This is a genomic window from Halomonas sp. OfavH-34-E (assembly GCF_024124525.1).
Classification (GTDB): Bacteria; Pseudomonadota; Gammaproteobacteria; order Pseudomonadales; family Halomonadaceae; genus Halomonas; species Halomonas litopenaei.
Window position 1 is genome coordinate 70,053 of sequence record NZ_JAMXRY010000013.1, and the last position, 13,597, is coordinate 83,649.

A 13,597-nucleotide genomic window follows, 5' to 3' on the forward strand; every position below is an offset into this window, starting at 1 on the left:
TTGTTGTTGTCGGCCGGGTCCTGACGCAGCACGACAGCGCACGTCAGACGCCTGTCGGGCGTCGGCGGGCAACTTGCCCAGCGCGGATCACGGCACTGCCAGACTGAAAGGTCACAAGAGAAAAGGCTTGGCGCTCAGCGCCCCGGCGCTTGCGTCACAGGGCACTGACGGAAAACTGGCGGTTGATACAAGGAGGAAGGACTGACGCCTCAGCCCTCGGCCTGGCGACCCTCGGGGTGGCCGAAGCGCTCCAGGTGTCGCTGCTCGCGAAAGGCCTCGAGCAGGTGGTGGTAGCGACTGGGGACCCGCGCCCCGCGTCGGCTGACGAGGTAGAGCGTCTCGTCCATGGGGTGGGTCAGGGTCATCTCGCGCACCTGACGTTGCCAGGGCGAGGTCTCGAGCACCAGGCGCGAGACCACGCTGAAGCCGAGGCCACGGGCCACGGCGTCGAGCACCATGCCCACCTCGTTGGTGAAGCCCTGGCGCGGGAAATGGCTCATGGAGCTGAAGTCGTCGGGAAAATTGGCTCGCAGCAGGCTACCGGCCTTGTCCAGACCATCGGTATAGCTGATGAAGCCGAGCCCCAGCAGGTCATTGAGGCTGGTGCCGGTAAAGTCCGCCGGCACTACCAGGCTCAAGGGTTCGTCGTGCCACGCCTCACACTCGAGATCCGGGTGACGGGTGACCTCGGTGACGATGCCGAGATCGTGCCGACCGGCCAGCACATCGGCCAGGATCTCCTGATGGAAGGCGAAGCAATAGGATACGGTCAGTCCTGGATGCCGCTGCTGCTGGCCCAGGATAAACGGATAGAGCATGAGCCCGATGCTGCCGGGTGACGCCAGCCGACACTCGCCACTGTCGAGACTCTCGTCGTCCAGAGAGTGACGAAACTGTTCATGCTCGGAAAACAGCTTTACCGCGTAGTCGTAAGCTCGGCGACCGGCCTCGGTCAGCCGGAAGCGGCGCCCCTGGCGCTCCAGCAGGGTCTTGTCCAGATAACGCTCGAGCTTGCGCACGTGCTGGCTCACCCCCGGCTGGGTCATCTCGAGACGCTGGGCGGTACGGGTGAAGCTGCCGGTCTCTACCAGGGTGATGAAGGTGCGGAAGTACAGGGCATTGAACATGGAGTGACGCCAGGGTGATCCGTCCGGTTTGCAGGCCAGCGACAAGCCAGGTCACGGCTGCTGCAAACCAAGGCCAATTGAGGAAATGCCCACGCAGTGACCGAGGCCCTTTCCTTGGGTCGGCATAGTCTACCACTTCAGCACGAAGCCCGCAGCGGTGCGCCCTGACGCCCGGCCGTGGTAGCATCGAGCCATGATCGAGCGTTCATTTCACACCACCTCCGACCAAGAGTTCACCACCATGCATGACCCCATCGCCGCCCGTGCCGACGCCATCCATGATGCCCTGATCGACATGGAGCGTGACGCCAGCGCCGAGGAGCTGTTTCCGCTGGGCTATCTGATTCCCCAGATCCCCCTGGTGGTGGACCAGCTGGACTACGACCCGAGCGAAGTCACCAGTGACGATTTCGACGCCGTCTTCCATGAATGGCTGGACGGCGCCTTTGCCCAGGACGGCATGAGCGACGCGGATCAGAGCGCCGTGCGCGCCCTCTTCAATCAGGCGTGTGCCAAGGCCCCTGCGCCCTGACACCCGCCCAGACAAGGAAGCCTTTTATGCCCGAGACCATTTCCACCACGATCTCCCCCGAGGGCAGCCTCGAGATTCTGTCCCAGCACGAGGTCAATCGTCTGCGCGACAGCTCCCAGACCGGTCTGCACGAGATGCTGCGCCGCTGTACGCTGGCGGTGCTCAATTCCGGCAACCCCATGGATGACGGCCTGGCCCTGCTGGAGACCTACCCCAACTTCGATATCGAGCTATTGCAGCAGGACCGCGGGGTACGTCTGAAGCTGACCGATGCCCCCGCCGAGGCCTTCGTCGACGGCCGCATGATTCGCGGCATCCGCGAGCATATCTCCAGCGTGTTGCGCGACATCGTCTACGTCTACAATGAGATCCAGAACCAGTCGCGCTTCGACCTGGCCACCGGCGAGGGCACCACCAACGCGGTGTTCCATATCCTGCGCAAGGCCGGCACGCTCAAGCCTAGCCGGGATCCCAGCCTCGTGGTGTGCTGGGGTGGCCACTCGATCTCCCGTGAGGAGTACGAGTACACCAAGGACGTGGGCTACCACCTGGGGCTTCGCGATCTCGACATCTGCACCGGCTGCGGCCCTGGCGCCATGAAGGGACCGATGAAGGGCGCCAACGTCGCCCACGCCAAGCAGCGCCGCTACCCCGGCCGTTACCTGGGGGTGTCGGAGCCCGGCATCATCGCCGCCGAGGCGCCGAATCCCATCGTCAACGAACTGGTGGTGATGCCGGATATCGAGAAGCGCCTGGAAGCCTTCGTGCGCCTGGGCCACGGTATCATCGTCTTCCCCGGCGGGGTCGGCACCGCCGAGGAAATCCTCTACCTGCTCGGCATCCTGCTGCACCCGGACAACGCCGACATGGAGTTCCCGGTGGTGTTCACCGGCCCCGCCAGCGCCGCCGCGTACTTCCAGCGAATCGACGAATTCCTGGTCTACACCCTCGGCGAATCGGTGCGCGAGCTCTATCAGATCATCATCGATGACCCGACCGAGGTGGCCCGCACCATGCGCGCCAACATCGACAAGGTCACCGAGTATCGGCGCGCCCGCCAGGATGCCTTCTACTACAACTGGCGCCTGACCATCGCGCGTAACTTCCAGGAGCCCTTCGTGCCGACCCACGAAGCCATGGCGTCGCTGGCGCTGAACCGTGAACTGCCCAAGCACGAACTGGCCGCCAATCTGCGCCGCGCCTTTTCCGGCATCGTCGCCGGCAACGTCAAGGAACAGGGCATTCGCGCCATCGAGGCCCACGGCCCCTTCCGCCTGCACGCCGAGGCCGACCTGATGGAGAAGCTCGACGCCCTGCTGACGTCCTTCGTCGCCCAGGGTCGCATGAAACTCGCGGGTGACTATGTTCCCTGCTATACCCTGGGCGGCGCTGTCGCCTGATCGGCCTCATCCGTACCCGCAGCACCATAAAAACACATCGCCCCGAGCCGCAAGGCTCGGGGCGATGTGCATTGAGACCTTTAATCAATCCCGCTTCGAGAACACCAGCACCACGGCGTGCAGCAACAGCCCCGCGGTCGCGCCCTGGGAAAGCACCGCCAGGCCAAGCGCCATGCCATCGACCAGGGTGCTGTAGATCGCCATTACCACCAGGCCTACGACCATGCAGCCCAACAGGGTGAACAGCATGCGTAGAAAGCGCGAGCGTCCCGCGCCATCGAGCAACCGCCACTGAAACAGGCTGGCCAGGGCCAGTACACCGAGCACGATATAGCCCAGCGTCTCGCGGGTATCGAGACCGGCCATCTGGTAGCGCGGCAGAGTCAGCGCAAGCACCAGCATCAGGCCGACCATCAGGCTAAGGCGAGCAGGGCTCGCGATCGCCCTGGCCATCAGGCCACCTTCAGGTTCTGACGGGCAATCCAGCCCTCGACCCAGGGCAGCGCCTCGTCATCGGCCATGAAGGTCTCCATGGCGTCGATCTCGAGTCGGTCGTCGAGGCGTGTTGCGCCCTGTTCCTCTAGCAGCTGGTCCAGGCGGCGCCCGGCGCCGCAGAAGGTTTCTCCGTAGGAGCTGTCGCCCAGGGCGATCAGGCCATAGCGAAGCTGCCCAAGGCCGGGGCTCTTGTCCTGCAACTCACGCACGAAGCTGACGAAGTTTCCCGGAAAGTCACCGCTGCCGGTGGTGGACACGCAGAACAGCGCCAGATCGGGTGCGTCGTCGGTGACGTCGGCCAGGGTCGGGTTTTCGAGCACAGAAACCTCGTAGCCCGCGTCCTCGAATAACGGCTTGACCTGTTCGGCTACGTCGAGAGCACCACCGTACATGGTGCCAACCAGTATCTTGAGAGTAGGCATGTGATGGAATTACCTGAAAATTTTGGTCGGATTCTAGCACGTAGGCTGGCGCCTGCGCATCCCTCGGGCGCTGCAAGCCGTGTCTGGACCGGATACCATGGCAGGCCAGTTCACACTCCCCCGCCCACCGCCACCACACAAGCGAGAGCCCCATGCGCGAGACCTTCGAGGCCTGGATCACCCCCATCATGATCGGCGGCCTGATCCTGTTCATGTGCTTTATCATCTGGGACCTGGCGAAGCAGTCGAAGGCTGGCCGCTTCGGCACCCTGATGCTGTTCATCGTGCTTGGCGCCGGCATGCTGGGCTACGTGGCAAAGGTCGTCATTACCTGGTATCTGGAAGGCAAGGGGGTCTAGCACCGCTCCTGGCGACACTTGCACTCGTCGACTATTCCACCAGAGCCTCGGCCTCCAGGTCGATATCGCCATTGTCCATGTCGTCGTTGTCTTACCGATTCTGCCGTTTTGTTCGTACCGCCGATATCAGGTATCGAACCATTGTTGTATACAGTTCGTCGTCCTACATTGGATACACTAACGTTGCATAGTGTATTCAGCGACCACAGACGCCCTGACAACAACCACAATGGCCAGGATCATGCAGACACCCCCCACGACGCTGTTCGACTTCCACGGCCGGCCCGGCATAGCCCGGGCGCTGCCCATTTCGCTTCAACACGTGCTGGCGATGATCGCCGGTGTCATCACGCCGCCGCTTATCGTCGCCGGCGTGGTCGGCGCCACCCCGGCGGAAAAACTCCAGCTGATTCAGGTAGCGGTGCTGGCCTCCGGCGTCTGCACCCTCTTCCACCTCTACGGCGTCTGGAAGTTCGGCGCCCGCCTGCCGGCCATCTTCGGTGTCGGCTTCGCCTATGTGCCAACGCTGATCGCCGTCGGCGCCCAGTACGGCATCGAGGGCATCCTGGGCGCCCAATTGATCGGTGGCATCACCATGATGGTGGTGGGCTACTTCATCCAGTTCATCCGCCACCTCTTTCCCCCGGTGGTGGCGGGCACCGTGGTGCTGGTGATCGGACTGTCGCTGTACGACATCGCCATCCGTTACATGGCTGGCAGTGGCAACGTCAACGCCGAAGGCTTCGGTGATCTCGTCAACTGGGGCCTGGGCGTTCTGACGCTGGTCACCGTCCTGGTGGCGTCCCAGTTCGGGCGCGGCGTGGTCAAGCTGTCGGCCATCATCATCGGCATGCTGGTGGGCTATCTGGTCGCCATCCCCCTGGGCATGATCGACTTTTCGCCGGTGAACAACGCCCCGTGGCTGGCAGTGCCGGAGTTGATGCCGTTCGAGATGGAGTTTCACTCCGCGGCCATCATTTCCATGGTGGTGATCTGCGTGATCAATTCGGTCCAGACGATTGGCGATCTCTCCGCGACCAGCGTGGCGGGAATGAACCGGGAACTGGCGACAAAGGAACTCACCGGCGGCCTGCTCGGCAATGGCCTGACGACCACCCTGAGCACCTTCTTCGGTGCCCTGCCGACCTCCACCTACAGCCAGAACGTCGGCATCGTGGCGATCACCAAGGTCATCAGTCGAAGCGTCTTCATGCTGGCGGGTGTCATCGTACTGCTGGCCGGCCTCAGCCCCAAGTTCGGCGCGCTGATGACGACCATCCCTTATCCGGTCATCGGTGGCGCCACCATCACCGTGTTCGGGATGATCACGGTGACCGGCATCCAGCTATTGATCAAGGACGAGATGACCGCCCGCAACATGACCATCGTCGGGCTGTCGCTGGCCCTGAGCCTGGGCATCACCTCGGTGCCGTCGGCGATCGAGCAGTTCCCGGAAACGGTCAAGGACGTGGTCACAGGCGCACCTATCGTGATCGCCGCGATCAGCGCCTTCCTGTTGAACCTGCTGTTGCCGCGCAAGACACTGGCCCAGGAGGCTCAGGAAAGGGAGGAAGAAGCCCGACAGACGAACCTCGATCGCCAGAGCACCGAGGAAGGCTGACGCCCGGTACGCCGGTGACCTTCATATCAGCCACGGCTGCAAAGGCTCTATTGCAAGGCTCCACTCCAGTCCCGTCACAAAAAAAGCGCCGCCCTCTTGGGGCGGCGCTTTTTACGATGACACTTTGCGTCACGACCTTCGGTTACGGCACTTCTTCAGGGTGACGCCTTTACGGGCCGGGACCTTTCAAGACGATGCAAGACGACACCGTCGTGGAGCAACGCTTGGCGATCGGGCGAGGCCGGCAAAGCCAAGGCTTCACACCTCTAGGCTTCCTCGGGATGCCCCACCTGGCTTTTCAATTTCTGCCCGGGCCGGAAGGTCACCACACGCCGAGCCGAGATCGGAATCTCTTCTCCCGTCTTGGGGTTTCGCCCAGGCCTTTCACGCTTGTCGCGCAGGTCGAAATTGCCGAACCCCGACAGTTTGACCTGCTCGTTTTCCCGCAGACAGGCGCGAATTTCCTCGAAGAAGGCTTCCACCATGGTCTTCGCCTCCCGCTTGGACAGGCCGAGCTCGGTATGCAGATGCTCGGCCAGTTCTGCCTTGGTCAACGCTCCCATGTTCTTATCCTCATGGTGATGGTCACGCCAACCGTCCGCGCCCGTCAGGGGAAAGCGTCAGGCACGCAGCTCGGCATCGAGTCCCTGCCGAGCCGTTGCCACGATGGCATCGACCAACTGATTGATTTCTTCGTCATTTAGCGTGCGCGAAGGATGCTGCCAGGTCAAGCCCAAGGCCACACTCTTACGACCTTCGGCTACGCCTTTACCCTGATAGACGTCGAAAAGCCCCAGTTCGGTGAGCCATTCACCGGCTTCGGCACGCACGCGGTCGAGCAGCGCCTGCACCGGCTGGTCCTCATCCACCACAAAGGCCAGGTCGCGACGCACCTCGGGATACCGTGACAGCGGCGCAAAGGCAGGGATGCTGCCCTGGCTGAGCGCATCGAGGCGCACCTCGAACAGCACGGCGTCGGTCTTGAGACCAAGCTTGGCCTTGACCGCCGGGTGCAGGGTGCCGATCCAGCCGGCTTCCTCGCCGCGATGGAGGATGCGCGCGCACTGTCCGGGATGCAGTGACGGGTGCTCGCCCGGCTCGAAACGCCAGGCGTCGGCGCTGCCGGTCACTTCGAACAGACTCTCGAGGTCACCCTTGAGATCGAAGAAGTCGACCTTGTCGCGACCGCCAGCCCAGCCTTCGGGAAGGCGCGAGCCGCAGACGATGGCGCCGAGCATCGGCACCTGCTCCAGTTCATCGAGCTCACCGCGGAAAATGAGGCCGCTCTCGAACAGGCGCACGCGGGTCTGCTGGCGATTGAGATTGTGCTCAAGCGCCCTGACCAGGCCCGGGAACAGGCTCGCCCGCATCACCGACAGATCCGCAGAAATCGGGTTGGCCAGCACCGGCGACACCGCTTCGGGCAGCAGCACACGCTGCAGCTCCGGGGCGACGAAACTGTAGGTGATCGCTTCCTGGTAGCCACGTGCGGTCATTTGACGACGCAACCGCGACAACGGGCTCCTGGACTCATGGTCTGCCTTGAGTGCCAGACGCACGGCGGGGCGACGCACCGGCAAACGGTTATAGCCGTGAATCCGCGCCACTTCCTCGATCAGGTCTTCCTCGATGGTGACGTCGAAACGCCAGCTCGGCACCTTGACCCGGAAGCCAGCGTCGATGCTTTCCACCGCCATGCCCAGGCGCTCGAGGATCTCGCCGACCTCGGCGTCGTCCAGGCGCTTGGACAGCGCCTTGGCCAGCCGCTCCGTGCGCAGGGTCACCTCACGCTGAGCCGGCAGGTGAGCGTCGGATGCCTGCTCATTGAGCGGCCCGGCTTCGCCGCCGCAGATGGCGATCAGAAGCTCGGTCGCCCGCTCGATGGCACGGCGCGTCAGCTCGGGATCGACGCCGCGCTCGAAGCGATGCGAGGCATCGGTGTGAAGCCCGTAGGAGCGCGCTTGTCCGGCCACCGCCAAGGGGGTGAAGAAGGCGCCTTCCAGGAAGATATCGCGGGTGGCCTCGCCGACACCGGAGTGTTCGCCGCCCATCACTCCGGCCAGGGCCAGCGGTCCCTTCTCGTCGGCGATGATCAGGGTGCTCGGGTCGAGACTGACGGTCTGGCCATCGAGCAGCACGAGCTCCTCGCCCTGGCGTGCCAGACGCACGATCACGGCACCCTCGAGGTTGGCACGATCGAAGGCGTGCAGCGGCTGACCCAGTTCCAGCATCACGTAGTTGGTCACGTCCACCGCCGGATCGATGGCGCGTACGCCGCTGCGGCGCAGACGCTCCACCATCCACATCGGCGTGGGACGGCTGATATCGACGCCCTTGATCAGACGGCCGATATAGCGCGGGCAGCGCTCTGCGTCCTCGACCCTGACCGGGAAGGTTTCGTCATGGCTGGCCGCAACCTCGGAGATCTGCGGCTCGTCCAGGCCAAGACGGTTGAGCACGCCAACCTCGCGGGCCAGGCCCTGGACGCTCAGACAGTCGCCGCGGTTCGGCGTCAGATCGACCTCGATGGTGTGGTCATCCAGGCCCAGGTAGTCGCGCAGGGCGGTGCCCACCGGAGCGTCCTCGGGCAACACCAGGATACCCTCGGAGGTGCCCTCCTCCAGGCCCAGCTCCGAGGCGGAGCAGATCATGCCGCGGGACTCGACGCCCCTGAGCTTGGCCTTCTTGATCTTGAAGTCACCCGGCAATACCGCGCCCACCCGGGCGAACGGGATATGCTGGCCGGCGGCCACATTGGGGGCGCCACATACCACCTGCACGGTCTCGCCGCTTCCGTCGTCGACCTGACAGACGTTGAGCTTGTCGGCATCAGGGTGCTGGGCCTTGTCGACCACCTTGGCCACTACCACCTCGCTGAAGGCCGCCGCCACGGGTTCGACGGCGTCCACCTCGAGCCCCGCCATGGTGATCTGGTCGGCAAGCCCCTGGGTGGAAAGCTGCGGAGATACCCACTCACGCAGCCACTGTTCGGATACTTTCATGAGGACTCCTTGACGTCCTGTTCCTGCATTCGATGTTCTTTATCGGGCCCTTTGGCCCGCAGCGCTCAGTGAAACTGACGAAGAAAGCGCAGATCGTTTTCAAAGAACAGGCGCAGATCGTTGACGCCATAGCGCAGCATGGCCAGGCGCTCGGCACCCATACCGAAGGCGAAACCGGTATAGCGCTCGGGATCGATGCCGCCGTGACGGAAGACTTCCGGGTGGACCATGCCGCAGCCCATCACCTCGAGCCAGCCGGTGTGGGAGCACACACGGCAACCTTCACCGGCACACATCACGCAGGCGATATCGACCTCGGCGGAGGGCTCGGTAAAGGGGAAGTAGGACGGACGGAAACGTACCGACAGGTCATCGCGCTCGAAGAAGGCATGCAGAAAGTCTTCGATGGTGCCCTTGAGGTCGGCGAAACTGACGTCTTCCTCGATCAGCAGGCCCTCGACCTGATGGAACATCGGGGTATGGGTCAGATCCGAGTCACTGCGGTACACCCGACCCGGGCAGACGATGCGAATCGGCGGCTCCTCGGCCTTCATGGTGCGCACCTGGACCGGCGAGGTGTGGGTGCGCAGCAGCCGGGTGGCGTCGAAATAGAAGGTGTCGGCCATGCCCCGCGCCGGATGGTGGGCCGGGATGTTCAAGGCTTCAAAGTTGTGGTGATCGTCTTCGAGCTCTGGCCCCACCGCCACCTCGTAGCCGATGCGACGGAACAGGCCTTCGATACGCTCCAGGGTGCGTGTCACCGGATGCAGGCCACCAGTGGGCTGTCCACGACCCGGCAGGGTCACGTCCAGGCGTTCTGCGGCAAGCTTGGCGTCGAGTTCGGCCTTGGCCAGGGCCTCGCGCCGGGTATCGAGTTCCTTGGCCAGCTCCTGCTTGGCCTGGTTGATGCGCTCACCGGCCGCCGGGCGCTCCTCGGCGGGCAGCTTGCCGAGCCCCTTGAGCAGCGCGGTCAGTTCGCCCTTCTTGCCCAGGTACTTGACGCGAATCTCGTCGAGTGCGGCCATGGAGTCGGCTGACTGGATGGCGTCGCGAGCTTGTTGAACCAGGTCGGGAAGGTGGTCCATACGTTGAGCTCCGATATCGTTGATCGTTCAGTGGTGGAGTGGTCGCGCAATAGTAGAGATCGCGATGAAAAAGGGGTCGCCAAAAAAACAGGGGAAGAGCGGCTGCTCTTCCCCTGGGGCGATCATGAACGCTCGTCTCCCCATGGGGAGAGCTCGCTCATCATTCGAACGCGCTTACTGGGCAGCCTTGGCCTTCTCGACGATGGCAGCAAAGGCTGCCTTCTCGTGAACGGCCAGGTCAGCCAGGACCTTGCGGTCGATTTCGATACCGGCCTTCTTCAGACCACCGACGAAGCGGCTGTAGGACAGACCGTGCTGACGGGCACCGGCGTTGATACGCTGGATCCACAGGGCACGGAACTGACGCTTGCGCTGGCGACGGTCGCGGTACGCGTACTGGCCGGCCTTGATGACGGCCTGCTTGGCAACGCGAAAGACGCGCGAACGGGCACCGTAGTAGCCCTTGGCCTGCTTCATGATCTTCTTGTGACGACGACGGGCGACGACACCACGCTTGACACGAGTCATAGCACTCTCCTGACGTTAAAGGGGGTTCACCAAGGGTTTATACGTACGGCAGCATGCGACGCACGAGTGCCTTGTCGGCGTCGTGGATCTGCTGCATGCCGCGCAGCTGACGCTTACGCTTGGTGGACTTCTTGGTCAGAATGTGACTACGGAAGGACTGCTTGTGCTTGAAGCCGTTGGCAGTCTTCTTGAAGCGCTTGGCAGCGCCGCTGTTGCTCTTGATCTTCGGCATGAGAATAACTCCGCTCGAGTTTCTTTAGAAAATCCGGGGCCAATGGCCAGCCTTCACAGGCTGACCAATCGTTGAACCGGCCGTCGGATCACTTCTTCTTGGGGGCAATGATCATGATCATCTGGCGCCCTTCCATCTTGGGGAAGGATTCCACGGTCCCGATTTCCTCGAGATCCGCTGCGATCCGTTCCATCAGCTTGCGGCCGATGTCCTGGTGCGCCATTTCACGCCCGCGGAAACGCAGGGTGACCTTGCCCTTGTCGCCACCTTCGAGGAATCGAATCAGGTTCTTCATCTTGACCTGATAGTCACCCTCGTCGGTGCCAGGACGGAATTTGACTTCCTTGACCTGGATTTGCTTCTGCTTCTTCTTCTGAGCAGCTTTCTGCTTCTTCTGCTCGAAGACGAACTTGCCGTAATCCATGATCTTGCAGACGATCGGATCGGCATTGGAAATCTGTACGAGGTCCATCCCTTCCGCTTCGGCACGCTCAAGGGCGTCGCGGGTATCCACGATGCCAAGCTGTTCGCCGTCGCTGGCGATCAGGCGGACCTGATCTTCGGTGATGCGCTCGTTCATTGGCGGACGCTTGTCCTGGGGGCGTCCTCTGGGGTTGCTTCTCTTGATGGTTCCGTCTCCACTGTAGCTTTGGAAGGTGCGAGAGCTGGGAAGGTGCGTGCCTAGAGCCTCACACGAGGGGGCGGCCCATGCCGCCTACCCGTTAGTACCGCTCGGCCTGAACTCGTTCAATAAAGGCGTCCACGGTCATGGTGCCCAGATTTTCGCCGCTGCGCGTACGCACAGCCACCGAGTCGGCCTCTACTTCCTTATCTCCGACCACCAGGAGATAGGGTACCTTCTGCAACGTATGCTCGCGAATTTTAAAGCCGATCTTCTCGTTCCTCAAGTCCGACTTGACGCGAAGACCGATTTTTTGCAGTCGTGAGGTCAAGGCTTCGGCGTATTCCTTCTGGGCATCGGTGATGATCATCACCACCGCCTGCTCCGGCGCGAGCCACAGCGGCATGGCGCCGGCGTAGTGCTCGATCAGGATGCCGATAAAGCGCTCCATGGAACCGACGATGGCACGGTGCAGCATGACCGGCGGCTTGCGCTCGCCCTCTTCGGTCACGTACTGGGCACCCAGCCGCGTGGGCATCATGAAGTCGACCTGCATGGTGCCGACCTGCCACTCGCGGCCCAGGCAGTCCTTCATGTGATACTCGATCTTGGGACCATAGAAGGCGCCCTCGCCCGGCAGCTCCTGCCACTCGACCCCACAGGCCTCCAGCGCTCCACGCAGGGCGTTCTCGGCACGATCCCAGGTGTCGTCGTCGCCGATGCGCTTTTCCGGGCGCAGGGCGATCTTGATCGCGATATCCTCGAAGCCAAAGTCGCTGTAGACCTTGAGCGCCTGGCGATGGAAGCTCGTCACCTCGGGCTGCACCTGCTCTTCGGTACAGAAGATGTGGCCGTCGTCCTGGGTAAAGGCGCGCACTCGCATGATGCCGTGCAGCGCGCCGGACGGCTCATTACGGTGACAGCCGCCGAATTCGCCGAAGCGCACCGGCAGTTCACGGTAGCTGCGCAGACCGGAGTTGAACACCTGGACGTGGCCCGGGCAGTTCATCGGCTTGAGCGCGTACTCACGCTTCTCGGACTCGGTGAAGAACATGCCGTCGGCGTAGTTATCCCAATGGCCGGACTTCTTCCACAGCGACACGTCCATGATCTGAGGGCAGCGAATCTCCTGATAGCCGCCCTCCTTGTAGACGCCGCGCATGTACTGCTCGACGCGCTGCCACAGGGTCCAGCCGTTGGGGTGCCAGAACACCATGCCCGGCGCCTCTTCCTGCATGTGGAAGAGGTCGAGACGACGCGCCAGCTTGCGGTGATCGCGCTTCTCGGCCTCCTCGAGGCGGTGCAGGTAGGCCTTGAGCTGCTTCTTGTCGCCCCAGGCGGTGCCGTAGATGCGGGTCAGCATGGCGTTGTCGGCATTGCCGCGCCAGTAGGCACCGGCCAGCTTGGTCAGCTTGAACGCCTTGAGGTGACGAGTGTTGGGCACGTGGGGCCCACGACACATGTCGGTATATTCCTTGTGGCGGTAGAGGCGAATAGTGTCGCCTTCGGGAATCCCGCGCACGATTTCCTGCTTGTAGGGCTCATCGCGATGCAGGAATTCCAGCATCGCGGCATCGCGATCGACGTACTCGCGGACCACGTCGTACTCTTCATCGATTAGCTGCTTCATGCGCTTCTCGATGGTCTCGAGGTCTTCCGGGGTGATCGACTGGCCGAAATCGATGTCGTAATAGAAGCCGTCGGTGATCACCGGGCCGATGGCCATCTTGGCCTCGGGATAGAGCTGCTTGACCGCGTGCCCGATCAGGTGGGCACAGGAATGCCGGATGATCTCCAGGCCTTCCTCGTCACGTGCGGTCAGGATCGCCACCTCGGCGTCCGTCTCGATCAGGTCCGCGGCGTCCACCAATACGCCGTCGATCTTGCCGGCCACGCAGGCCTTGGCAAGTCCCGGGCCGATGCTCTCGGCCAGCTCCATGACGCTAAGGGGGGAATCGAAGGTTCTCTGACTGCCGTCAGGCAGTGTCACGATGGGCATGCAAGCTGTCCTTGTGCGCAGTGGTGATCCATACCAGGGATCACGTGTCGCCAAAATGGATTCGAGGGGTGAAACAGCGACATAGAATATCAGAAATGGCGCCGCCGGCGCCATGCTCTACCCCTGTGGAGGGCGTCGCGACACCTTTAGCGAGCGGAATGGCAAGCCTGGCC

Annotated in this window: 14 protein-coding genes; 4 read left to right on the top strand and 10 right to left on the bottom strand. The window is 62.9% G+C overall.

Features of this window, described 5'->3' with window-relative positions; genetic code table 11:
- Positions 1–209: 209 nt before the first annotated feature.
- Positions 210–1,127 carry a LysR family transcriptional regulator gene (locus NH448_RS07880; RefSeq protein ID WP_045991484.1) on the bottom strand — a complete coding sequence of 306 codons (918 nt, stop codon included), beginning with the start codon at positions 1,125–1,127 and terminating at the stop codon, positions 210–212.
- Positions 1,128–1,320: 193 nt separating this feature from the next.
- Here NH448_RS07880 and NH448_RS07885 point away from each other — a divergent pair, with 193 nt between their 5' ends.
- Both NH448_RS07885 and ppnN read left to right on the top strand, forming a co-directional pair.
- Positions 1,321–1,659 carry a YfcL family protein gene (locus NH448_RS07885; protein ID WP_045991485.1) on the top strand — a complete coding sequence of 113 codons (339 nt, stop codon included), beginning with the start codon at positions 1,321–1,323 and terminating at the stop codon, positions 1,657–1,659.
- Positions 1,660–1,685: 26 nt separating this feature from the next.
- Positions 1,686–3,059 (top strand): nucleotide 5'-monophosphate nucleosidase PpnN, encoded by a 1,374-nt coding sequence (gene ppnN / locus NH448_RS07890; RefSeq protein ID WP_045991486.1) that lies wholly within the window; start codon positions 1,686–1,688, stop codon positions 3,057–3,059.
- 84 nt (positions 3,060–3,143) lie between these two features.
- Here the strand turns inward: ppnN and NH448_RS07895 are convergent, their stop codons facing one another.
- Both NH448_RS07895 and NH448_RS07900 read right to left on the bottom strand, forming a co-directional pair.
- On the bottom strand, positions 3,144–3,512 hold the full coding sequence (locus NH448_RS07895) for a hypothetical protein (RefSeq protein ID WP_045991487.1): 369 nt from the start codon (positions 3,510–3,512) through the stop codon (positions 3,144–3,146).
- Positions 3,512–3,976, bottom strand: coding sequence for a flavodoxin domain-containing protein (locus NH448_RS07900; RefSeq protein ID WP_045991488.1), 465 nt, complete (start codon positions 3,974–3,976; stop codon positions 3,512–3,514). Before NH448_RS07900 ends, NH448_RS07895 begins: the two co-directional genes overlap by 1 nt.
- A 152-nt stretch (positions 3,977–4,128) precedes the next feature.
- On the opposite strand from NH448_RS07900, the gene NH448_RS07905 reads away from it, so the two are divergent.
- Positions 4,129–4,335, top strand: a complete 207-nt coding sequence (locus NH448_RS07905; RefSeq protein WP_045991489.1) for a DUF2788 domain-containing protein — start codon at positions 4,129–4,131, stop codon at positions 4,333–4,335.
- 241 nt (positions 4,336–4,576) lie between these two features.
- Positions 4,577–5,956, top strand: a complete 1,380-nt coding sequence (locus NH448_RS07910; protein ID WP_108133571.1) for a nucleobase:cation symporter-2 family protein — start codon at positions 4,577–4,579, stop codon at positions 5,954–5,956.
- A 266-nt stretch (positions 5,957–6,222) separates the two neighbouring features.
- On the opposite strand, the gene ihfA is transcribed toward NH448_RS07910, so the two are convergent.
- The 7 genes from ihfA to thrS all read right to left on the bottom strand — a co-directional run bounded on the left by ihfA (position 6,223) and on the right by thrS (position 13,424).
- Positions 6,223–6,519, bottom strand: coding sequence for an integration host factor subunit alpha (ihfA, locus tag NH448_RS07915; protein WP_045991491.1), 297 nt, complete (start codon positions 6,517–6,519; stop codon positions 6,223–6,225).
- Between the two features lie 57 nt (positions 6,520–6,576).
- Positions 6,577–8,958: a phenylalanine--tRNA ligase subunit beta gene (gene pheT, locus NH448_RS07920; protein WP_253028658.1), complete on the bottom strand. Its 2,382-nt coding sequence runs from the start codon at positions 8,956–8,958 to the stop codon at positions 6,577–6,579.
- Between the two features lie 65 nt (positions 8,959–9,023).
- Entirely contained in the window at positions 9,024–10,043 is a 1,020-nt protein-coding gene (gene pheS, locus NH448_RS07925; protein WP_045991493.1) for a phenylalanine--tRNA ligase subunit alpha, read from the bottom strand.
- Positions 10,044–10,217: 174 nt separating this feature from the next.
- Positions 10,218–10,571, bottom strand: a complete 354-nt coding sequence (gene rplT / locus NH448_RS07930) for a 50S ribosomal protein L20 (protein WP_045991494.1) — start codon at positions 10,569–10,571, stop codon at positions 10,218–10,220.
- A 37-nt stretch (positions 10,572–10,608) separates the two neighbouring features.
- Positions 10,609–10,803, bottom strand: a complete 195-nt coding sequence (gene rpmI / locus NH448_RS07935) for a 50S ribosomal protein L35 (RefSeq protein ID WP_045991495.1) — start codon at positions 10,801–10,803, stop codon at positions 10,609–10,611.
- 88 nt (positions 10,804–10,891) lie between these two features.
- On the bottom strand, positions 10,892–11,431 hold the full coding sequence (gene infC, locus NH448_RS07940; protein ID WP_083970214.1) for a translation initiation factor IF-3: 540 nt from the start codon (positions 11,429–11,431) through the stop codon (positions 10,892–10,894).
- A gap of 94 nt (positions 11,432–11,525) precedes the next feature.
- Positions 11,526–13,424 carry a threonine--tRNA ligase gene (thrS, locus tag NH448_RS07945; RefSeq protein ID WP_045991497.1) on the bottom strand — a complete coding sequence of 633 codons (1,899 nt, stop codon included), beginning with the start codon at positions 13,422–13,424 and terminating at the stop codon, positions 11,526–11,528.
- Positions 13,425–13,597: the final 173 nt, after the last annotated feature.

Coding starts and splice junctions, on each gene's coding strand:
- thrS (WP_045991497.1), bottom strand. CDS start 13,424: ATGCCCATCGTGACACTGCCTGACGGCAGTCAGAGAACCTTCGATTCC.
- pheT (WP_253028658.1), bottom strand. CDS start 8,958: ATGAAAGTATCCGAACAGTGGCTGCGTGAGTGGGTATCTCCGCAGCTT.
- NH448_RS07895 (WP_045991487.1), bottom strand. CDS start 3,512: ATGGCCAGGGCGATCGCGAGCCCTGCTCGCCTTAGCCTGATGGTCGGC.
- NH448_RS07885 (WP_045991485.1), top strand. CDS start 1,321: ATGATCGAGCGTTCATTTCACACCACCTCCGACCAAGAGTTCACCACC.
- ihfA (WP_045991491.1), bottom strand. CDS start 6,519: ATGGGAGCGTTGACCAAGGCAGAACTGGCCGAGCATCTGCATACCGAG.
- ppnN (WP_045991486.1), top strand. CDS start 1,686: ATGCCCGAGACCATTTCCACCACGATCTCCCCCGAGGGCAGCCTCGAG.
- NH448_RS07900 (WP_045991488.1), bottom strand. CDS start 3,976: ATGCCTACTCTCAAGATACTGGTTGGCACCATGTACGGTGGTGCTCTC.
- pheS (WP_045991493.1), bottom strand. CDS start 10,043: ATGGACCACCTTCCCGACCTGGTTCAACAAGCTCGCGACGCCATCCAG.
- NH448_RS07880 (WP_045991484.1), bottom strand. CDS start 1,127: ATGTTCAATGCCCTGTACTTCCGCACCTTCATCACCCTGGTAGAGACC.
- rpmI (WP_045991495.1), bottom strand. CDS start 10,803: ATGCCGAAGATCAAGAGCAACAGCGGCGCTGCCAAGCGCTTCAAGAAG.
- NH448_RS07905 (WP_045991489.1), top strand. CDS start 4,129: ATGCGCGAGACCTTCGAGGCCTGGATCACCCCCATCATGATCGGCGGC.
- rplT (WP_045991494.1), bottom strand. CDS start 10,571: ATGACTCGTGTCAAGCGTGGTGTCGTCGCCCGTCGTCGTCACAAGAAG.
- NH448_RS07910 (WP_108133571.1), top strand. CDS start 4,577: ATGCAGACACCCCCCACGACGCTGTTCGACTTCCACGGCCGGCCCGGC.